The 18,890-nt window shown below is 68.7% G+C and carries 19 protein-coding genes; 12 read left to right on the top strand and 7 right to left on the bottom strand.

The window, feature by feature from the left end; all coding sequences use genetic code 11:
* Positions 1 to 111: 111 nt before the first annotated feature.
* Positions 112 to 1,653, top strand: coding sequence for an acyl-CoA synthetase (locus AC3WLE_RS10140; protein ID WP_492357293.1), 1,542 nt, complete (start codon positions 112 to 114; stop codon positions 1,651 to 1,653).
* On the opposite strand, the gene AC3WLE_RS10135 is transcribed toward AC3WLE_RS10140, so the two are convergent.
* Entirely contained in the window at positions 1,650 to 2,369 is a 720-nt protein-coding gene (locus AC3WLE_RS10135) for a glycine zipper 2TM domain-containing protein (RefSeq protein WP_492357294.1), read from the bottom strand. The two genes, AC3WLE_RS10140 and AC3WLE_RS10135, sit on opposite strands and share 4 nt — an antisense overlap.
* Before the next feature lie 132 nt (positions 2,370 to 2,501).
* Positions 2,502 to 2,960, bottom strand: a complete 459-nt coding sequence (locus AC3WLE_RS10130; protein WP_011616392.1) for a MarR family winged helix-turn-helix transcriptional regulator — start codon at positions 2,958 to 2,960, stop codon at positions 2,502 to 2,504.
* Between the two features lie 238 nt (positions 2,961 to 3,198).
* Between AC3WLE_RS10130 and AC3WLE_RS10125 the strand changes: the two genes are divergently transcribed.
* Positions 3,199 to 3,762, top strand: a complete 564-nt coding sequence (locus AC3WLE_RS10125) for a YggT family protein (RefSeq protein WP_492318198.1) — start codon at positions 3,199 to 3,201, stop codon at positions 3,760 to 3,762.
* A 140-nt stretch (positions 3,763 to 3,902) separates the two neighbouring features.
* Complete coding sequence (locus tag AC3WLE_RS10120) at positions 3,903 to 4,148, top strand: hypothetical protein (protein WP_492353031.1); 246 nt, start codon at positions 3,903 to 3,905, stop codon at positions 4,146 to 4,148.
* A gap of 52 nt (positions 4,149 to 4,200) precedes the next feature.
* Here the strand turns inward: AC3WLE_RS10120 and AC3WLE_RS10115 are convergent, their stop codons facing one another.
* Positions 4,201 to 5,181: a LysR family transcriptional regulator gene (locus AC3WLE_RS10115; protein ID WP_035816773.1), complete on the bottom strand. Its 981-nt coding sequence runs from the start codon at positions 5,179 to 5,181 to the stop codon at positions 4,201 to 4,203.
* A gap of 61 nt (positions 5,182 to 5,242) precedes the next feature.
* On the opposite strand from AC3WLE_RS10115, the gene AC3WLE_RS10110 reads away from it, so the two are divergent.
* Together AC3WLE_RS10110 and AC3WLE_RS10105 are read left to right on the top strand one after the other, a co-directional pair.
* Positions 5,243 to 6,844 carry an MFS transporter gene (locus tag AC3WLE_RS10110; protein WP_492363574.1) on the top strand — a complete coding sequence of 534 codons (1,602 nt, stop codon included), beginning with the start codon at positions 5,243 to 5,245 and terminating at the stop codon, positions 6,842 to 6,844.
* Between the two features lie 118 nt (positions 6,845 to 6,962).
* A complete protein-coding gene (locus tag AC3WLE_RS10105) occupies positions 6,963 to 7,805 on the top strand; it encodes an IclR family transcriptional regulator (protein WP_492318202.1) in 843 nt (280 codons plus the stop codon).
* A gap of 15 nt (positions 7,806 to 7,820) precedes the next feature.
* On the opposite strand, the gene AC3WLE_RS10100 is transcribed toward AC3WLE_RS10105, so the two are convergent.
* Positions 7,821 to 8,642, bottom strand: coding sequence for a phytanoyl-CoA dioxygenase family protein (locus AC3WLE_RS10100; protein WP_492357575.1), 822 nt, complete (start codon positions 8,640 to 8,642; stop codon positions 7,821 to 7,823).
* A gap of 250 nt (positions 8,643 to 8,892) precedes the next feature.
* Between AC3WLE_RS10100 and AC3WLE_RS10095 the strand changes: the two genes are divergently transcribed.
* The 5 genes from AC3WLE_RS10095 (at position 8,893) to AC3WLE_RS10075 (ending at position 15,006) form a co-directional block, all read left to right on the top strand.
* Positions 8,893 to 9,819, top strand: coding sequence for an AAA family ATPase (locus AC3WLE_RS10095; protein ID WP_492357574.1), 927 nt, complete (start codon positions 8,893 to 8,895; stop codon positions 9,817 to 9,819).
* A gap of 5 nt (positions 9,820 to 9,824) precedes the next feature.
* Entirely contained in the window at positions 9,825 to 10,847 is a 1,023-nt protein-coding gene (locus AC3WLE_RS10090; RefSeq protein WP_492357573.1) for a DUF58 domain-containing protein, read from the top strand.
* Complete coding sequence (locus tag AC3WLE_RS10085; RefSeq protein ID WP_492353358.1) at positions 10,844 to 12,814, top strand: transglutaminase TgpA family protein; 1,971 nt, start codon at positions 10,844 to 10,846, stop codon at positions 12,812 to 12,814. Before AC3WLE_RS10090 ends, AC3WLE_RS10085 begins: the two co-directional genes overlap by 4 nt.
* Before the next feature lie 123 nt (positions 12,815 to 12,937).
* On the top strand, positions 12,938 to 13,426 hold the full coding sequence (locus tag AC3WLE_RS10080; protein ID WP_492318207.1) for a MarR family winged helix-turn-helix transcriptional regulator: 489 nt from the start codon (positions 12,938 to 12,940) through the stop codon (positions 13,424 to 13,426).
* Positions 13,423 to 15,006 (top strand): MFS transporter, encoded by a 1,584-nt coding sequence (locus AC3WLE_RS10075; RefSeq protein WP_492353357.1) that lies wholly within the window; start codon positions 13,423 to 13,425, stop codon positions 15,004 to 15,006. The genes AC3WLE_RS10080 and AC3WLE_RS10075 overlap by 4 nt, the downstream gene beginning before the upstream one ends.
* 153 nt (positions 15,007 to 15,159) lie before the next feature.
* Here AC3WLE_RS10075 and AC3WLE_RS10070 read toward each other — a convergent pair whose 3' ends face one another.
* Complete coding sequence (locus AC3WLE_RS10070) at positions 15,160 to 15,492, bottom strand: hypothetical protein (protein ID WP_010809792.1); 333 nt, start codon at positions 15,490 to 15,492, stop codon at positions 15,160 to 15,162.
* A 260-nt stretch (positions 15,493 to 15,752) separates the two neighbouring features.
* The gene (locus AC3WLE_RS10065) at positions 15,753 to 17,219 is read right to left on the bottom strand and encodes a DegQ family serine endoprotease (protein ID WP_492357572.1); all 1,467 of its coding nucleotides are present in this window, start codon (positions 17,217 to 17,219) and stop codon (positions 15,753 to 15,755) included.
* A 181-nt stretch (positions 17,220 to 17,400) separates the two neighbouring features.
* Between AC3WLE_RS10065 and AC3WLE_RS10060 the strand changes: the two genes are divergently transcribed.
* Complete coding sequence (locus tag AC3WLE_RS10060; RefSeq protein ID WP_492357571.1) at positions 17,401 to 17,877, top strand: MarR family winged helix-turn-helix transcriptional regulator; 477 nt, start codon at positions 17,401 to 17,403, stop codon at positions 17,875 to 17,877.
* 47 nt (positions 17,878 to 17,924) lie between these two features.
* Entirely contained in the window at positions 17,925 to 18,347 is a 423-nt protein-coding gene (locus tag AC3WLE_RS10055; protein ID WP_010809789.1) for an organic hydroperoxide resistance protein, read from the top strand.
* 68 nt (positions 18,348 to 18,415) lie between these two features.
* On the opposite strand, the gene AC3WLE_RS10050 is transcribed toward AC3WLE_RS10055, so the two are convergent.
* The gene (locus tag AC3WLE_RS10050) at positions 18,416 to 18,694 is read right to left on the bottom strand and encodes a GIY-YIG nuclease family protein (RefSeq protein WP_492357577.1); all 279 of its coding nucleotides are present in this window, start codon (positions 18,692 to 18,694) and stop codon (positions 18,416 to 18,418) included.
* Positions 18,695 to 18,890: the final 196 nt, after the last annotated feature.

The following is an 18,890-nucleotide window of genomic DNA, read 5'->3' as shown; positions in this document are numbered from 1 at the left end:
GTAGTCCCACCCCGAGACGCTGCCGCCTTGCCATGGCCGGGCGGCAGCCTTTATCCTCGGCGCTTGGCTTCAAGACTTGCTGGACCCCAAACCATAACAATGGAGACCACCATGCAGTCAGAGCAGCAGCGCGCCCTGCGCAACACCATTCCCGACGCCATTGCCCGCGCCGTGCGGCGCAGCCCGGGCAAGACCGCGATCCGCTTCGGCGAACGGGCCTGGACCTACCGCCAGCTGGATGAGGCCGCGGCCCGCGTGGCCGGCGCGCTGGCGCAATGGGGCCTGCGCCCCGGCGACCGCGTGGCCGCCTTCGGCAAGAACTCAGACGCCTATGTGCTGCTGTGGCTGGCCTGCCTGCGCAGCGGCCTGATCCATGTGCCGGTCAATTTCTCGATGACGCACGCGGAAGCCGAGTACATCGTCACGCAATCGGGCGCCAGCGCGATCTTTGCCGATCCGGCGCTGGCCGACCGCGTCGAGGGCCTGCCCTGCAAGGTCAGCGGCACGCTGCACGGCGGCAAGGTGCGCGATGTCCTGGCCGCCGCCGCCAGCGGCCCCGCGGCACCGGTGTCCGATTCGCTCACCGACACCACGCCTGCGCAGATCCTGTACACCTCGGGCACCACCTCCGCCCCCAAGGGTGCCGTGCTGACCCATCGCGCGCTGCTGGCCGAATACGTCAGCACCATTGCCGCCTGCGATATCCGCGAATCGGACTACTCGCTGGCCGCGCTGCCGCTGTACCACTCGGCGCAGATGCATGTCTTCCTGATGCCGCTGCTGCTGTGCGGCGGCACCACGCTGATCGCCGACAGCCCCGAGGCCGGCTATTGCCTGCGCACCATCCACGCCGAGGGCATCACCAGCTTCTTTGCGCCGCCCACGGTGTGGATCGCGCTGCTGCGCCATGCGGACTTCGATCCGGCGCGGCTGGGGTCGCTGATCAAGGCCTACTACGGGGCCTCGATCATGCCGGTGCCGGTGCTGCTTGAGCTGCAGCAGAAGCTGCCGGCACTGCATTTCTACAACTGCTACGGCCAGAGCGAGATCGGGCCGCTGGCCACGGTGCTGGGCCCCGACGAACACGCCGGGCGCCCCGCCTCCGCCGGCCGGCCGGTACTGAACGTCGAGACCCGCATCGTCGACGAGACCATGCAGGACGTGCCGCCTGGCGAGTTGGGCGAGATCGTGCATCGCTCGCCGCAACTGCTGACGGAATACTGGGACAAGCCCGAACAGACCGCTGAAGCCTTCACCGGCGGCTGGTTCCATTCCGGCGACCTCGGCTATATGGATGCCGAGGGCTACCTGTACGTGGTGGACCGGATCAAGGACGTGATCAATTCAGGCGGCGTGCTGGTATCGAGCCGCGAGGTGGAAGAGTACCTGTACACCCACGGCGCGGTGGCCGAGGCAGCGGTGTTCGCGCTGCCGCACCCGAAGTGGGTCGAGGCAGTGGCCGCCTGCGTGGTGCGCAAGCGCGGCCATGAAGACGCCGCCGAGGAAGAGCTGATCGCCCATGCGCGCCAGGCGCTGGCGCCGTTCAAGGTGCCCAAGCGCATCGTGTTCGTCGCGGACCTGCCGCGCAACACGGCGGGCAAGCTGCTCAAGCGCCAGCTGCGCGAGGACTACGCGCAGCTGTTCGGCACTTAGTACGGCACGGCTACGCCGTTCTCGACCTTGACGCGGTCGCCGATGCGCATCTGGTAGGCGTTGGACTGCGTCAGCGTCAGGTAGGCGTTGTCGCTGGTGCGCACGCGCACACGGTAAGCCGCGGCCGAGGATCCGGTGCGCTTCTCGACCTCGTTGCCGGCCACCGCACCGGCAACCGCGCCGCCGATGGTGGCCACGGTATTGCCGCGGCCGCCGCCGACCTGGTGGCCCAGCAGTCCGCCCACGATACCGCCGACCACGGCGCCCGCGCCGCTGGTCGAAGGCGGCTGGCCGGGCACCACCTCGATCGCCTCGACCCAGCCGTAGCGCACGCCGTAGGCCTGGTTGCCGTAGTTGTTGCCGTAGCTGCCGTCCGGATATGACTGCTGTGGATACGGCTGCTGGGGATAGCCTTGCTGCGGGTAACCCTGTTGCGGATACCCTTGCTGCGGATACCCCTGCGGGTAGCCCGATGCCTGCGGGTAGCCCTGCTGCGCCGGGTAGCCGCTGATGGTGGTGCTGCCGCCATAGCCGCTGCTGCCGTAGCCGCTGCTGCCGTAGCCGCTGCTGCTATAGCCGCTGCTGCTATAGCCGCCACCGTAGCTGCCGCCGTACCCTCCGCCATAGCCGTTGTCGTAGCCATACGGCGTGGCACACCCGGCCAGCGCACCGGCGCCAAGCACCGCAAGCACAACCGAACGAAGGGGGATGGACATGTCAGGACTCCTGCGCGCTGCGCGTGTTGGGGAATGCGCGCGAGTCTAGGGCCGCCGGCGGCCAGCGGGTGTCACCGGAACTTGTGATTGGTAACTGCCTGTAACCGGCTGGCAGTGCTGGCCTGCCGGGGCTCAGGCGCGCTCGGCGCCGTCGTCGTTGAACTGGGTGATGCGGGCCACGCGGAAAGCGCCGCGCAGCGATTCCAGCTCGGTCCGGTGCAGCATCGCCAGGCGGTTCAGGTAGCGCTCGCCCTTGGCCAGCAGGTGCACCTGCACCACGCGGCGGTCCTCGGGGTTGAGCCGGCGCCTGACCAGCCCCGCCGCCTCGCAGCGGTTGACCAGCGCCACCACGCCGTGCTGCTTTGCCTGCAGCCGCTCCGCCAGTTCGCCGATGGAAGCCCAGTCCTTGTCGGCACAACCGCGGATATGCAGCAGCAACAGGTATTGCTGCACGGTCAGCCCTTCCGCGCGCGCCGCATCTTCGGAAAATCGCAGGAAGCGCCGCAACTGGTAGCGGAAATCGGAGAGGGCCTCGAAGTCGGCCTTGGTAAGCGATGTGGATTTCCGGGACGGGGCGGACTTGCTGGGCATAAGGTGGCGAAAAAGCGCAAAGGAGGAGGTAAGCGCTGTAACAACGCGCAAGACCACGGGCACGCGGCCGGTCCCGCAACCGGGGCGCACGCAATTATAGGGGCCGCGCACCGCGCCGCCAGCACAAACCTGTCCGCCAGGTCGCGTGCCCGACGCACAGTTGCATCGTGCCGGCGTCCGGCTATGGCAGAATCTGTGCGGTTGCAGACACCTTCACCCGTCACCGGAAAACGCACCGATGTTCTCGGAAATCGCTCTCTTCCTGCTGGATACCGTCTTCACCCTGTTCGGCATGGCGCTGTTGCTGCGCGTGTGGATGCAGCTCACGCGGCTGCCTACGCGCAATGCGGTGTCCCAGGGGGTGTTCCAGATCACCGACTGGCTGGTGCGCCCGCTGCGCCGGGTCATCCCCGGGGTGGGCGGCATCGACTGGGCCACGGTAGTGGGTGCATGGCTGACCGCGGTGGTGTTCCTGGTGCTGGTCGCGCTGCTCAGCGGCATCGACCTGCTCGGCTTCCTGCCGGCCATGCTGCTGACCGCCCTGCTCTACGTGCTGAAATGGGCGATCAGCCTGGTGATGTGGGTCACGCTGCTGATGGCGATCCTGTCGTGGGTCAACCCGCATTCGCCGATCACCCCGGCCATCGACCACCTGACCGCGCCGGTGCTGCGCCCGATCCAGCGCGTGGTGCCGCGCCTGGGCGGCTTCGATGTTTCGCCGCTGGTGCTGTTCGTGATCGCGCAGATCCTGCTGATGGTGATCGCGCGGCTGGGCGCCAGCATCTTCGGCATGCACTACTGAGCCAGCGGCGGCTCGGCACATTGTCCAAAATCTTGGACAGTGTATCGAGAATTGACCCTTTTTCTGCTCAGTGTGAAGTCCTACATTACAGGCACCGTGGCGCTTCCGCCACGCACCCTGCCTGAGAAGGACCTCACACCATGAAGACCATCGCCCAACGCCGCAGCCTGGCGCTTTCCCTGCTGTGCGCCGCCAGCCTGTCGTTTGCCGCGGCCGCTGCCCACGCCTCCGAACCCGTTTCCGACATCGCCCGCCTGGACGGCAGCATCGCCCACGTCGGCAAGGCTGATCCGTTCCTGGACGGCGCCAGGATCGGCCGGGCCGATCCGTACACCGATGGCGCCAAGACCACCGACCGCCGCGACGCGTTCACCGACGGCGCCTGAGTCCTGCCCCTTCCCTTGCCACGGCCCCGGCCGTGGCGGCCCGCCAGCGCCCTCAACCCGCCGGACGGGCCTCTCCCTCAGCCTGCCCGCTCGCGGCTGCTTCCGCCCCCATCCCCCCGTCCAGGCCCGCCTCGGGCTCCAGTTCGGACACCATCATCGATTCGATCGCTTCCATGAAGGCCCGCACCTTGCGCGGCTGCAGGCGCCGGTCCGGCAGCAGCGCGAATACGCGCAGCGGCGGCAGCGGGTAGTCCGGCAACACGCGCACCAGCCGCCCCTGCGCGATCTCGGCCTCGCAATAAATGACCGACAGCCGGGCGATGCCCAGCCCCGCCAGCGCGCCCTGCAGGCGCAGTTCGGCGTTGTGGGTCTGCATGCGCGGACGGATCGGCACGGACACGGTCTGGCCGTCGCGGGTGAATTCCCAGACGGTGTCGCCGGGCGTGGTCAGCGTCGGCATATTGGCCAGGTCTTCCGGGCGCAACTGCGCCGGCAGGCTGGCCGCCAGCGCCGGCGCGGCAAACAGGCCGCGTTCGACATGGTAGATGCGGCGCGCCACCGTGCCGGAGTCCGGCAGGTCGGTATCGACGACGACGAAGGCCACGTCAAACCCGTCGCGGATCGGGTCGACCAGGCCCTGGGTGATTTCCACGGCCACGTCCAGCGCCGGGTGCGCCGCCAGCGTGCGGCAAATCACGCCACCCAGCTGCTGGGCGCCGAACTCATAGGGTGTGGCGATGCGCAGCACGCCCTGCACGCGCTCTTCACGCGCCAGCGTTTCCTGGCGAATTTCGCGCAGCCGCGCAAATAAGGGGGCGACATCGCGGTAGACCGCCTTGCCAGCATCCGTGAGGCGCATGCGCCGCGTGGTGCGCTCCAGCAGCTTGGCGCCGATGGCGGTTTCCAGCCGCGCCACCGCGGCCGAGACGCGCGACTTGGGGCAGTCCAGCTGCTCCGCGGCGGCCGTGAACGTCCCCTGCTCGACCACGCAGCAGAACGCCTCCCAATCATTCCATTGGATTGTTTCGTTCACCGGACAATGTTTCCCTGACAAGCTGTAGTTCCCGACGGCAGGCCTACATTATGCTTGAGCGATGCAACAAAAGCCTGTCCCGGCTGGACCGGACGCCTCAGCCCCCGCAGTTCCAGCAGCCCCAGCCCCCGCCGCCCCCACACCCCAGCGCCCGCGCATGCAACTCGCCAGTCACCCGGAAATGGGTCACTGGCGTCTTTCATTGTTCGGCCTGACGCTCGGGCTGGTGACCGGCATCGACTTCTCGTCCACACTGATGATGGGCGTGGCCAGCCAGCATATCCAGGGCGGCGTCGGTGCCGCGCCGGAAGACTACTTGTACGCGATCTCGGCCTACGCGGCCACCGCGGTGCTGATGAACATGGTGCTGGACCAGATCGCGCGCCGCATCACCTACAAGCGCTTCACCATGGGGGCGCTGCTGGTATTTGTCCTGGGCTCGCTGATCTGCGCCGAGTTTGCCAGCCCCACCGGGCTGATCACCGGCAAGGCGGTGCAGGGGCTGGGCGCCGGCGGCCTGTTCGCGGCCTCGCGCATCCTGGTGCAGCTGGTGTCGACGCCGGCAGAGCGCGGCCCGCTGATGCTGCGCTTCGGCGGCGGCGCGTTCTCGATGCTGGCGATCACGCCCTGGCTGACCAGCATCTTCCTGGACGATATCGGCTGGCGCGCGGTGTTCCTGTTCCAGGCCGGCATTGCGCTGCCGGTGCAGCTGTCGGTGGCGCTGACCTACCCGGCCCGCGCGCCGCGCGACCCGCATCCGCCGGTATCGACACTGGACTGGCCCGCCGCCATCGGCGCCGCGCTGGGCGCGCTGGTGTTCCTGCACACGCTGCAGGAGATGCGCTACACGCGCTTCTTCAGTTCGCTGGAAATGCCGCTGGCCGCGCTGTGCGGGCTGGCACTGTTCGCCTTCAGCGGCTGGCGGCTGTATCGCCATCCGGACCCGTGGATCGACTTCTCGCGCCTGGCCGGGCGCCAGTACCTGTACGGACTCGGCTTCTACACGCTGTACTACCTGCTCTCGTCGGCCTGGTCGTTCCTGCTGCCCTCGCTCACGCAGACCGGCCTGGGGCTGACCTTCCGCACCACCTGCATGCTGTTGTCGACCAGCGGCACGGTGTCGGCCATCGGCGCCATCCTCATCACGCTGGGCATGGCGCTGGTGTTCCGCAAGCGGCGCGTGATCGCCATCGGCTTTGTGGTCTACGCGTGCGCGGCGATGCTGCTGTCGCAGCAGTTGATGCCGGGCGCGCCGGACTACGCGCTGGTGCCGGTGGTGCTGCTTGAAGGGCTGACGCCGGTGCTGCTGATGGTGCAGGTGGCGTCGATGACTTACCTGGAAGTGCCGGTCGAGGATTTCTCGCACGCCTACCAGTTCAAGAACGTGTGCAAGCAGATCGCCTCGGCCATGGGCACGGGGCTGGCAAGCGTGTTCATGCAGGACGGCCTGGCGCAGCACCGCACCCACCTGGTGGAGCACATCACCCGCTACAACCCGGTGCTGCAGGCGCCGGATGCGCTCTCGGCAACGAGTCTGGCCAAAATCTCGCTGGAAGTCGACCGCCAGGCCACGCTGCTGGCCGGCATGGACATGCTGCACGGCTTTGCCGTGTTGTGCGTGGTGGCGGCGGTGTTCGTGCTTGCGCAGCGCAGCTTCCGGTAAGGAACCCACGCGCCAGGCGCCAGGCCATGTCCTGGGCCGGTACTGGCGCAATCCCGCCATTTCCTCTACCCTTTCGGCCTTTCCGTGCCAATCCGGCGAACCGCGCCGGGCTACGCAAATGGCCAGCCCCACCGATTCCCGCCAGAACCCGCCGCAAGCACCGCAGACCGCCGACAGCGCCGCCGCCACGCCCGAAAAGCCGAGCGACAGCTATGTGCAGTCCTTTGCACGCGGGCTGTCGGTCATCCGGGCCTTCAACGCGCAGCACCCGGCCCAGACGCTGACCGAGATCGCCCAGGCCAGCGGCCTGACGCGCGCCGGCGCGCGCCGCATCCTGCTGACGCTGGTGGGGTTGGGCTACGTGCAGGCCGACGGCCGCCTGTTCCGGCTGACGCCCAAGATCCTGGACCTGGGCTTCGCCTACCTGACCTCGATGCCGTTCTGGAACCTGGCCGAGCCGATCATGGAGACGCTGTCGCAGCAGGTGCATGAAAGCTGCTCGATCTCGGTGCTGGACGGCACCGAGATCGTCTACGTGCTGCGCGTGCCGGCGCGCAAGATCATGACCATCAACCTGTCGATCGGCAGCCGCCTGCCGGCCTATTGCTCGTCGATGGGGCGGGTGCTGCTGGCCGGCCTGGCCGAGCCCGAGCTCGACAGCGTGCTGCGCGCCACCGACCTGCGCGCGCGCACCAGCCGCACCGTCACCGACGTGGACGCGCTCAAGGCCATCGTCGCCGACATCCGCAAGCGCGGCTGGGCGCTCAACGACCAGGAGCTGGAAGAAGGGCTGGTGTCGCTGGCCGCGCCGATCCGCAACCGCGCCGGCCACACCATCGCCGCCATCAATATCAGCGGCCAGGCCAACCGCACCAGCGCACAGGAGATGCTGGAGCGTTTCCTGCCGCCGCTGCTGGAAGCTTCGGAGAAGATCTCCGGGCTGGTCGGGCTGCGCACCTGAGCGCAGCCGCGGGGATCAGACTGCCGCGGGCAGCTCCACGCTGCCGAACTCGGCCGAGCGCGTGCCATCCAGCGGCCGGTTGCTGGCCCCGAAATACGCAAACGCCACGGACAGCTTGACCGCGTTGGACACATTGCGGCCCGCCGCATGGAACAGCCGGCTGTCGAAGAACAGCACGTCGCCGCGGTGCAGCGCCAGCGGCTGCGCGGCATCCAGCAGGGGCTGGCTGGCCGGGTGGGCTTCGATCAGGAATTCGGCCGGGTCCAGCTGGCCCGGCTCCAGCTTCGCCTGGTGCGACCCCGGGATGACGCGCAGCACGCCGTTGCGCTCGTCCTCGTCGCCCAGCGCCAGCCACACCGTCACCAGTTCCGGCCGGGCAAACGACCAGTAGCGCGTATCGCGGTGCCAGCCGGTCTGGCTGCCGTAGTGCGGATGCTTGGTCATCACGCAGTTGTGGTGCGCCAGCGTGATGCGGGCGGGCTCGCCCAGCAGCGCCTGCACCACCGCCACCAGCTTCGGGTCGCTGGCCCAGCGGCGGAAGACCTCGTCGCGCCCGTAGGCCTGGCGCAGCCGCCTGACCGTGCCGCCGCCGGCGGCATCGCGCGCGGCCGGCGCGCCGGGGTAGCCCAGGTCGGCCTCAAACTCCACCGGCGGCACCGCCGCGGCCAGGTGCTCACGCGTCACCGCCTCCAGCGCCGCGCACGCCGGCTCGTCGGCAAAGCCGCGCAGGATCACGAACCCGTTGGCGTGGAAGGCCTGCACCAGGCGCGGCAGCGCACCGGCATCGGCAGACAGGACGGAGGAAGGCAGGTCGGCGCAGGGGTCCAGCGAGGTCATTGCAGCAGGCGCGGTACAGGCAGCGGAAAGAGGAATGGGAAGGGCCGGTGGCCCGACAGGCTCATGATGCCAGAACCGGCGCAATCTGGCGCAGACGCGGCACCATAACCATGCAGACAGCACCGGGGCACCCACTCTCCGTACGGAAACAGACGGTGCTGCGTGCCGCCCGCGCCGCTACAATGCGCTGGTCTTCACCCGATATTCCCTGCATCCACCCGCTATTTCCACCTTTGCGCCGAGGTCCAACGTGACAGCTCGCCCACGCATCGTCGCTTCGCTGGCCGAGGCCCAGGCCCAGCTGGGCCGCATCGTTCTTGGCAAGCCGCAGCAGGTGCGGCTGGCGCTGGCCTGCATGCTGGCACGCGGCCACCTGCTGCTGGAAGACGTACCCGGCGTCGGCAAGACCACGCTGGCCCATGCGCTGGCGCGCACGCTCGGGCTGCAATACCAGCGCGTGCAGTTCACCAGCGACCTGCTGCCGGCCGACCTGATCGGGGTTTCGGTCTTTGTCCGCGACGCCGGCGAGTTCCGCTTCCATCGCGGCCCGGTGTTCGCGCAGGTGGTGCTGGCCGACGAGATCAACCGCGCGCCGCCCAAGACCCAGAGCGCGCTGCTCGAGGCCATGGCCGAGGGGCAGGTGACCCATGACGGCACCACGCACGTGCTGCCGTCGCCGTTTTTTGTGATCGCCACGCAGAATCCGCTGGAGCAGATCGGCACGCATGCCTTGCCCGAATCGCAGCTGGACCGCTTCACCATGCGGCTGTCGCTCGGCTATCCCGACCCCGCCTTCGAGCGCGTGCTGTACCTGGGCGGCGCCAGCGCGCCGGAGCTGCCGCCGGTGATGGATGGCAGCCAGGTGCTGGCGCTGCAGGAAGCTGCCGCACAGGTGTACGCCAGCCCGGCGCTGGTGGACTACGTGCTGGCGCTGGTGCAGGCCACGCGCAGCCACGGTGGCTTTGCCGCGGGACTGTCGCCGCGCGCGGGGCTGGCGCTGCTGGCCTGCGCGCGCGCCTGGGCCCTGCTGGCGCAGCGCAACATGGTGCTGCCGGAAGACGTGCAGGCGGTCTTCACCGCGGTGGCCGCGCACCGGCTGCTGCCGGCCGGCGCGGGCGGCCACGCCGCCGTTGCCGGCGAACTGGCCGCGCTGCAGGCCGGCGTGGCCATTCCCTGAAGGCCATGGCGGCGCGCAAAAGCGTGCTCCGCGGCGCGCCGGTCATGACGCAGTGCCGCACGGCGGGCCGGCGCCCTACCGGCGGCATACTGCTGCTGGACCGCCGCCACCTCTATATCCTGCCCACCCGCGGCGGCGTCGGCTTTGCGGTCGTGCTGGTGGCGATGCTGCTGACTTCGCTGAACTACAACATCAGCCTGGGCTTTGCGCTGACCTTCCTGCTGGCCGGCATCGGCATGGCCTGCATGTGGCTGGCCTACCGCAACCTGCTCGACCTCGCCGTGGCCGCGGGCCCGGCGGCGCCGGCTCACGCCGGGCAGGATGCCGTGTTCCAGCTGCGCATCGACAACCGCGATGCCGACGCGCGCATCGGCATCGAGGCGCGCGTGCCGACGCTGCCAAACGTGGCAACCGCCATGCTGACGCTCGATGGCAACTCCGGCGGCATGCTCGCCCTGCACGTGCCGACTGCGCGCCGGGGCCGGCTGGTGCTGCCGCGCGTGGCGATCGCCAGCCGCTTTCCGTTCGGCCTGTTCCGGGTCTGGAGCTATGCGGACCTGGACCTGTCGACGCTGGTCTATCCCGCCCCGGAGCCTGACGCCCCGCCACCGCCTGCCGCATATCGGCCCGACGCTGGCGATGGCGTGCACACGGCCGCGAGCGCGGCAAGCAGCGACGACGGCATCGACCAGCTGCGCCGCTACCGCAGCGGCGACCCGCTGCACCGCATCGCCTGGAAGCACAGCGCGCGTACCGGCCGCTGGCTCAGCCGCGCCGGCGATCCGCCGCAGCAGCCGGCGCGCTGGCTGGACTGGCACGCACTCCCGGCCGGCATGGAGGCGGAAGCGCGGCTGTCGCGCCTGTGCGCGTGGCTGCTGGCCGCCGGTGACGATGCCGAGATCGGCCTGCGCCTGCCCGGCGTAGAACTGCCGCCGGCGCGCGGCGCCAGCCACCGGCGCGCCTGCCTGGAAGCGCTGGCGTTATGGCCGCAACGGCCCGCGGCCTGCCGCGCCGGAGACCGGGCGTGAAACCCGTCGCGCGGCCGCTGCAGCATGACGACCATGGGCTGCTGCTGGGCCAGCTGGCGCTGGTGCTGGCGCCGCAGGCACGCACGCTGCCAGTGGCGGTCAGCCTGCTGCTGCTGCTGCTGCTGGGCTGGCGCTGGCTGCTGTGGCGGCGGCGGGCGCCGCTGCCCTCGCGCTGGATGCTCGGCATCACCGCGGTCATGGTGCTGCTGGTGGCCAGCGCGCTGGTGTGGCAGGACGGCGGCGGCATGGGGCGCGAGCTCGCCGTGGCGCTGCTGGGCGCCTTTGTCATCCTCAAGCTGCTGGAATGCCGCGCGCTGTCGGACGCGACGCTGGTCACGCAGCTGTCGTTCTACCTGCTGCTGACGCTGTACCTGTCCGACCAGCCGTTCTGGCTGGCGCTGTACAGCCTGGCAATCGGCGCCTGGGTGCTGCGCAACTGGCTGTTGCTGCACCACCCCGAGGCGCGCAGCCGGCTGGCGATCTGGCCGCTGCTGGGACGCATGGCGCTGCTGGGCCTGCCCTGGGCGCTGGCGCTGTTCGTGCTGTTCCCGCGGCTGGAGCATCCGCTGTGGCAACTGCCGCAATCGGCGCCGCGCGGCACTACCGGCATCAGCGACACCATGCGGCCGGGCAGCGTCGGGCAACTGATCCGTTCGCCCGAAGTCGCCCTGCGTGCCGAGGTCGCCGGCCCGCCGCTGCCCGCCGCAGCGCTGTACTGGCGTGCGCTGGTGCTGTGGGAATACGACGGCACCACCTGGCACCCGTCGCGGCAGCGCCGGCAGCAACTGGCGCCCGCGCCCGCCGGTGGCAACACGGAAGGCATCGACATCAGCATTACGCTCGAGCCCAGCCAGCAGCGCTGGCTGTTCGCGCTGGACCGCGGCCAGGCGCTGTCCGCCGGCGTGGACGCCGCCGCCACACCCGACGGCGAATTCATGGTGCGCCGACCGGTGGACCAGCGCATGCGCTATCGCACGCATTCCACGCTGTCCCCCGCGCCCGAAGCGCTGACACCCGCCACGCGCCGGCTGGCCCTGAGCCTGCCAGACGGCAATCCGCGCGCCCGTGCGCTGGCCGCCCAATGGGCCGACCGCCATGCCGATCCCGCCGCGCGCGTGCAGGCCGCGCTGCGGCTGTTCGCGGCGGCGCCTTTTGCCTATACGCTGAGCCCGCCGCCGCTGGGCAGCGAACAGGTCGACAGCTTCGTGTTCGACACCCGGCGCGGCTTCTGCGAGCACTACGCCAGCAGCTTCGTCTTCCTGATGCGAGCCGCCGGCGTGCCCGCGCGCGTGGTCACGGGCTACCAGGGTGGCGAGTACAACCCCATCGGCAACCACTACGTGGTGCGCCAGTCCGATGCGCATGCCTGGGCCGAGGTCTGGCTCGACGGCCGCGGCTGGGTGCGCGTGGACCCGACCAGCGCCGTTGCCCCGGGCCGCATCGAACAGGGGCTGGATGCGGTGGTGGGCAGCGAAGCCGCGGACTGGCGGCCGTCGCAGCAACCGGCATGGCTGAAGGACCTGCGCTGGGCCTATGAAGGCGTCGTCTACACCTGGCAGCGCTGGGTGCTGCAGTACGACCATGCGCAGCAGCAGCGGCTGCTGCTGGCACTCGGCGCCGGCGTGGGCGCCGGGCAGTTGCTGGCCGGCGTGCTGGGCGCACTGTGCCTGCTGGCGCTGGTGCCGCTGTGGCGGCGCCGCGGGCCGGCAGACCCGGTCGATGCGGCCTATGCCCGCTTCTGCGCCCTGCTGGCCCGCCACGGCTGCGAGCGCGCCCAGGCCGAAGGACCGCAAGACTTCGCCGCGCGCGCCAGTGCGCGGCTGCCGCGCGCGGCCGACGCGATCGCTGCCGTCAGCGCCGCCTATGTCGGCTTGCGCTACGGCAACCTGCCGGCCGCGGGCCATGCGCAGGCGCTGGCAGCGATGCGGGCAGGCATTCGCCATATCGCCGCGGCGTTGCGGCATTAAGCCCCCGCCAACCACGCCGGCCGACACGCCCTGTCGGGATTAGCTTCGTTTGATATAATTACATATGTAACTATATCGAATGTAACCGATCCGCCGCTCGCGTGGATCGCAACGCCTCCCGCCATGTCTTTCGAACAACGCATCGACCGCTTCTGCGCCAGCCATCCCGAGGCCCCGCGCGACCTGATCCTGGCCTCCAGGCTGCTGCTGCGCACCGCGCGCCTGCTGCGCGGCCATATCGACCAGGCGCTGGCCCCGTTCGAACTGGACATGAGCCAGTACCTGCTGCTGAGCATGCTTGCCGTCGACGAAAACCGGCCCAGCATGCCGTCCGAGCTGGGCGCCACGCTGGACGCCACGCGCACGCAGATGACGCGGTTGCTGGACGGCCTGGAAGCGCGCGGGCTGCTGCGCCGGCGGGCGTCGGCCAGCGACCGGCGCAGCCTGGAGCTGACCCTGACCCCGGCCGGCCGCCGGCTGCTGGAGCGCGCCGCGCCGGCGGTGCATGGCGCCTACGGCGAGGCCTGGGCGCCGCTCGGCGCAGGTGGCCTGGCCGGCGCCACGCGTGCGCTGACCCAATTGCACCAGACCCTGGAGGGGCTCCAGCCATGAATCCCGGCTCACCCTGGCAGCCTCTGTGGCGATTGCGCGTCAGCATGCGGTGGCTGCGCTGGCTGAGCCACAGGCAGCGCCAGACCCTGCTGATGATGCTGCTGGCGCTGGCCACCGGCGTAGAGTTCCTCGAGAACATCATGTTCGTGTTTGCCTCCAGCCATATCGTCGGCGGCCTCGACGCCGACCCGCGCAGCTTCGCGCTGGTGCAGGCGGCCTACGCCGTGGGCAGCATGCTGATGATCCTGAAGCAGCAATGGCTGTCGCGCCGGTTCGGCTACCGCTACTACCTGACGGGGGCGCTGCTGCTGTTCATGGCGGGCACGGTCGTGGCCGCAACCAGCCATGCGCTGCCGCAGATGGTGGTGGCGCGCTTTATCCAGGGTGTGGGCGGCGGCGCGCTGTTCACCAGCTGTCGCATCCTGGTCAACGTGCTGTTCGGCCCGACGGCGCGCCCGCGCGCCACCCGCATTTTCATGATCGGCATCTTCTCGGCGTCGGCGCTGGGCCCGGCCTTCGCCGCCGAGCTGATCGACCATGGCGTATGGCAGGACGTGTTCTACGGCGTGCTGCCGTTCGCCGCGCTGGCCACGCTGGGTGCCTGGCTGCTGCTGCCGGATGCGGAGCCGCGCACCGATACCGGCGGCCCCGCGCTCGGGCCGCTGCTGCTGTTCGGCGCCGCCATCGTGACCTTGCAGGCGGCGCTGACCGAGGCGCGCTTCGACGTGTTCTCGCACCCGCTGCGGCTCGCGCTGGTGGCCGCCGCGGGCCTGGCGCTGCTGGCCGTGTTCCTGTGGCACCAGTGGCACCACAGCGAACCCGTGCTGCACCTGCGCGCCCTGCGCCACCCGGTGTACCTGACCGGCCTGGCGATGTACTTCGTGTACTACATGATCAGCAACCTGAGCGGCTACCTGTTCCCGATCTACGCCGAGCAGGCGCTCAAGATCCCGCTGGCGGCCACCGGCTGGCTCAACACCTTTGCCGCGCTGGTCAGCCTGGCCGGCATCTTCGTCTACCTGCAGGTGGCGCCGCGCCTGACGCGCAAGAAGCCGCTGATGGTCGCCGGCCTGGTGCTGATGGCCGCCACGGCATGGTGGTTCTCGCAGATGCCGCCCGACGCCGGCCCGCCGGCGCTGGCATGGGGGCTGGTCGGCAAGGGCCTGTTCGGCGTGCTGGTGATCATCCCCATTGCCGGGCTGACGTTCCGGGCGCTGGATCCCGATGAATTCGCCCATGGCTACCGCAGCAAGAACCTGATGCGGCAGGTCGCCAGCTCCTTTGCCTCGGCGCTGGGTGCGGTGCTGCTGCAGAACCGCCAGTTCGCGGTGCACGACAGCCTGCTGCACGCGGTGGGCCAGCGCCCCGCCGAAACCGAACACTGGATGGCTGCCATGCAGGCGGCATTGGCCGCGCGCGGCTTCGATGCGGCGCAGGCCCACCTGGGCGCGCTCGCGCAACTGAGCGCGCTGATCGAGCAGCAGGCCAGGCTGATTGCCTGCGAGGATATCTATCGGCTGATTGCGGTGCTGGCGCTGGGCGCGGCGGCGTACATGCTGCTGCAGCGGCGGCTGCCCTGAAGCCCGCGCGAGCGGCTATGCGCAAGCGGTGCGACGACTGGAACTACTGCGGAACAGACGCGGAATCTTGGGGAGAAGCGAAGGCACCGCGCACGAGGCGATGGCGCGGACGGGTCGCAGTGCCGGCGGATGCGGCACCGGCGAAGTACCTGCTCAGAACAGCGACAGCTGGCGCATGCCGAAACCGATGGTCTCTTCCACGCGCGCACGGGCATGGGCCAGCGAGCCTTCTGCGCCAGAGTAATTGCCGGCGGCCCAGTGGTAGACCACGGGGATATCGCCGCGCTCGGACAGGCGCACTTCGCCAAGCTTGTCGCCGCGTTCGTTGCGGTAGAAGTGTGAGCGATAGCCGCGCTCCCAGTGGGGGGCGACAACCTTCTTGCGCCGCCGGGGCTTCGGCGCGGAGCCGGCGGTGGACGTCGTGGACGTCAGTCGCCGCGCTCTATCGGTACCCGGCGTGATGGCGCGGGTGAAATCCAACTGCATAGACTTCCTCTTTGTCGATTCAGCAGAACCAGGGTCGGCGGGGGCTGCCGCCGCATGCTTCGTGCATCGCAGTCGAGATAATACCTGCTGGCGCGCTTTCTGTAAGCAGTTCGTTGCGCTGAATCCCGCCTCCGGCAAGGCTTAGCGGGCCGTATACCGGCTTCGTATACGTGTCGGTATACGTCGGGGTATACGGCCCGCGCGGGCAACAAAGCCTTGCCAGTTAACGGCTTGCGGGCAGTCTGGCGTGCCCGCGGCAATCAGCCCAGGTCGAGCGGAATGAAGATGCGCGCCTCGTCGCGCTGCACCAGCAGTGCCACCTGCTTGCCCGATTTCGATACCAGCGACTTGAGCTGCTCGGCCGAACTGATGGGCGTGCCGTTGAGCGACAGGATCACGTCACCCGGCTGGATGCCGACGCGCGCAGCGGGACCGGCCACGTCCTCGACCACCAGGCCGCCGTCGATGCCGCTGTCACGCTTCTCTGCCGGCGTGAGCGGGCGCACCGCCAGCCCCAGCCGGCCGCCAGCCTCGCTGCTGCCGCCCTTCTGTGCGACGGCCCGGTCCTTGGCCGTGCCCACCGTCACCGACAGCGTCATCGGCTGGCCCTTGCGGATGATCTTCAGCGAAGTCTGCGTGCCCGGCTTGATATCGGCCACGTGCTCGGGCAGGTCGCCCGAATGGTCGATCACGTCATTGTCCAGCTGCATGATGACGTCGCCGGGCTTCAGGCCAGCGCGCGCGGCCGGGCTGTCGGGCTCGACCGAGTTGACCAGCGCACCGGTGGGCTTGGGCAGCCCGAACGATTGCGCCAGCGCCTGGTTCACCTCCTGCACGCTGATGCCGAGGCGCCCGCGCGTGACCTTGCCATGCGCCACCAGCTGCTGCTGTACCTTGGTGGCCACGTCGATCGGGATCGCGAACGACAGGCCCTGGTAGCCGCCGGTCTGGCTGTAGATCTGCGCGTTGATGCCGACCACCTCGCCGCGCTGGTTGAACAGCGGCCCGCCCGAGTTGCCGGGATTGACGGCAACGTCGGTCTGGATGAACGGCACATAGGTATCGTCCGGCAGCGAGCGCGACTTGGCGCTGACGATGCCCGCGGTCACCGTGTTCTCGAAGCCATAGGGAGAACCGATCGCCAGCACCGGCTCGCCCACGCGCACCCGCGAAGGATCGCCCAGGCGCACGGCCGGCAGGTTCCTGGCATCGATGCGGATCACGGCCACGTCGGTCTGCGGATCGCTGCCGAGCACCTTGGCCTTGAACTCGCGGCGGTCGGTCAGCTTGACGGTGACCTCCTGCGCGCCGTCGACGACGTGCGCATTGGTCAGGATCAGCCCGTCCGGGCTCACGATAAAGCCCGAGCCCAGTCCGCGCACCAATTGCTGCTGGCCGCCCTGCGGACCCTGGAGCTGCGGCCCGAAACGCTTGAAGAACTGGAACAGGGGATCGTCCGGATCGATGCCCGGCGGCATCTGCGCCGAGGTGCGCTGGGCGCGCGCGGTGACGCTGATATTGACCACGGCGGGCCCGTACTGTGCCACGATGCCGGAGAAATCCGTCGGTGCGGCCACGGCGGCCACCGGCTGCGCAGGCGCGGCGGCTGGCGCAGGTGCCGCGTACCCCGGCGTGATGACTTCCTTCTGCAGATAGGCATAGCCGCCGCCAAGGGCGGCAAGGGCCGCGATACCAACGGCCGTGCGAGCAATGGTCTGGCGCATCATGTGTGGTTCCTTTCCTTGTGCATCAGGCGTCGGCATTTTGCGACGCAACACGGTCATGCTAGCGACCCAGACTTAAAACAGACTTAAGGGTCAGCACCTGGCCATGCACGGGCGTATCGAGCACATTTCGGGAAATGAAAATTTATATTGCGCACAATCTAATTGCGTCTAATATATCATCATGGAACGCAACACGGACCCCTCCCCAGATTTGCTGTTACTGGATCGCCAGCTGTGCTTTGCGCTGTATTCGAGCTCACTGGCCATGACCAAGTTGTACAAGCCGCTGTTAAGTGAGCTTGGACTTACTTATCCGCAATACTTGGTGATGCTAGTGTTGTGGGAGGCAGAAACGCTGACGGTCTCGGAACTCGGCGCGCGGCTGGCGCTGGACTCGGGGACGCTGACGCCGCTTTTGAAGCGGCTGGAGACGGCGCGGCTGGTCACGCGCACACGTGACGCAGCCGACGAACGGCGGGTGCTGGTCAGCCTGACCGACTCCGGCCACGCATTGCGCCAGCGCGCAGCGCGTATTCCTGAACAGATGTTGTGCGCCACGCAGTGCCCGGTCGAAGAGATCCAGGCCCTGACGCAGCGCCTGCATGCACTGCGGTCGACGCTTGAACAGGCGCGGACCGATTCCAGCCTGCCGGACTGACGGCAAGCATTGATACGCCCCTCTCGGGCAACAAACCGGAGCCTTAGATGAAACTCGAAAAAGTCGTTTATACCGCCCATGCCACCGCCACCGGCGGCCGTGACGGCCGTGCCACCACGTCCGACGGCCAGCTCGACGCCAAGCTGGCCGTGCCCAAGGAAATGGGTGGCGCCGGCAATGGCCTGAATCCGGAACAGCTTTTTGCTGCCGGCTATTCGGCCTGCTTCCTGGGCGCCATGCGCTACGTGGCCGGCCAGCAGAAGATCACCGTGCCCGCCGATGCCACGATCGAAGGCGCGGTCGGCATCGGCCCGATCCCTCAAGGCTTCGGTATCCAGGTCGAACTGAAGATCTCGCTGCCGGGCTTCGAGCGCGAGGCTGCCGAAAAGCTGGTCGAACAGGCGCACCAGGTGTGCCCGTACTCGAACGCGACGCGCGGCAATATCGACGTGACGCTGACTGTGGTCTGATTCTGCAGGCATGGAAAAGGCCGGTATCGCGAAGGCGATACCGGCCTTTTTGTTTTGTCGCCCTGCGGCTACTGGGCCGGCTCGCCTGTTGGCAGTTGCGCGCAAAATGCGCGCTTCTGCTTCGAACTCAGGCGTTTGATCTCGATTTCCGCCTTCAACGCTTCGGATTTCGTGTCGAAGCGCAGTTGGCCCAGGACGCGTATCGGCTTTCGCGATCGCGTGTATTTAGCGCCTTTTCCGGACAGATGCTCGGCGAAGCGGCGGGCAACATCGGTCGTGATCCCGGTGTAGATGGAATCGCCGGTGCATTCGAGCAGATAAAGGTACCAGGCGCTGTCAGCCGACATGGATGGGTAATGGGGATTCAGCGGTAATGGTATTACGCCGGAGCGGCGGCGGCGAGCCATTCCATCTTGCGCCGCGCCAAAGCAAAAACCCCCAGCCTTTTGGGGCTGGGGGTTCTGCAGTATAAGAGCCTGGCGATGACCTACTTTCACACGGGAATCCGCACTATCATCGGCGCGGAGCTGTTTCACGGACCTG

Source organism: Cupriavidus sp. FW306-1B-F12B (assembly GCF_058781795.1).
Note: the sequence above shows the minus strand (reverse complement) of the source record. Positions and strands in the feature narration are given on the sequence as shown.

Excerpts from the sequence above, each read along its gene's own strand:
- AC3WLE_RS10055 (WP_010809789.1), top strand. The coding sequence starts at position 17,925 with ATGAAACTCGAAAAAGTCGTTTATACCGCCCATGCCACCGCCACCGGC.
- AC3WLE_RS10130 (WP_011616392.1), bottom strand. The coding sequence starts at position 2,960 with ATGCCCAGCAAGTCCGCCCCGTCCCGGAAATCCACATCGCTTACCAAG.
- AC3WLE_RS10050 (WP_492357577.1), bottom strand. The coding sequence starts at position 18,694 with ATGTCGGCTGACAGCGCCTGGTACCTTTATCTGCTCGAATGCACCGGC.
- AC3WLE_RS10110 (WP_492363574.1), top strand. The coding sequence starts at position 5,243 with ATGCAACAAAAGCCTGTCCCGGCTGGACCGGACGCCTCAGCCCCCGCA.
- AC3WLE_RS10135 (WP_492357294.1), bottom strand. The coding sequence starts at position 2,369 with ATGTCCATCCCCCTTCGTTCGGTTGTGCTTGCGGTGCTTGGCGCCGGT.
- AC3WLE_RS10125 (WP_492318198.1), top strand. The coding sequence starts at position 3,199 with ATGTTCTCGGAAATCGCTCTCTTCCTGCTGGATACCGTCTTCACCCTG.
- AC3WLE_RS10070 (WP_010809792.1), bottom strand. The coding sequence starts at position 15,492 with ATGCAGTTGGATTTCACCCGCGCCATCACGCCGGGTACCGATAGAGCG.
- AC3WLE_RS10080 (WP_492318207.1), top strand. The coding sequence starts at position 12,938 with ATGTCTTTCGAACAACGCATCGACCGCTTCTGCGCCAGCCATCCCGAG.
- AC3WLE_RS10090 (WP_492357573.1), top strand. The coding sequence starts at position 9,825 with ATGGCGGCGCGCAAAAGCGTGCTCCGCGGCGCGCCGGTCATGACGCAG.
- AC3WLE_RS10075 (WP_492353357.1), top strand. The coding sequence starts at position 13,423 with ATGAATCCCGGCTCACCCTGGCAGCCTCTGTGGCGATTGCGCGTCAGC.
- AC3WLE_RS10140 (WP_492357293.1), top strand. The coding sequence starts at position 112 with ATGCAGTCAGAGCAGCAGCGCGCCCTGCGCAACACCATTCCCGACGCC.
- AC3WLE_RS10100 (WP_492357575.1), bottom strand. The coding sequence starts at position 8,642 with ATGACCTCGCTGGACCCCTGCGCCGACCTGCCTTCCTCCGTCCTGTCT.
- AC3WLE_RS10060 (WP_492357571.1), top strand. The coding sequence starts at position 17,401 with ATGGAACGCAACACGGACCCCTCCCCAGATTTGCTGTTACTGGATCGC.
- AC3WLE_RS10120 (WP_492353031.1), top strand. The coding sequence starts at position 3,903 with ATGAAGACCATCGCCCAACGCCGCAGCCTGGCGCTTTCCCTGCTGTGC.
- AC3WLE_RS10105 (WP_492318202.1), top strand. The coding sequence starts at position 6,963 with ATGGCCAGCCCCACCGATTCCCGCCAGAACCCGCCGCAAGCACCGCAG.
- AC3WLE_RS10065 (WP_492357572.1), bottom strand. The coding sequence starts at position 17,219 with ATGATGCGCCAGACCATTGCTCGCACGGCCGTTGGTATCGCGGCCCTT.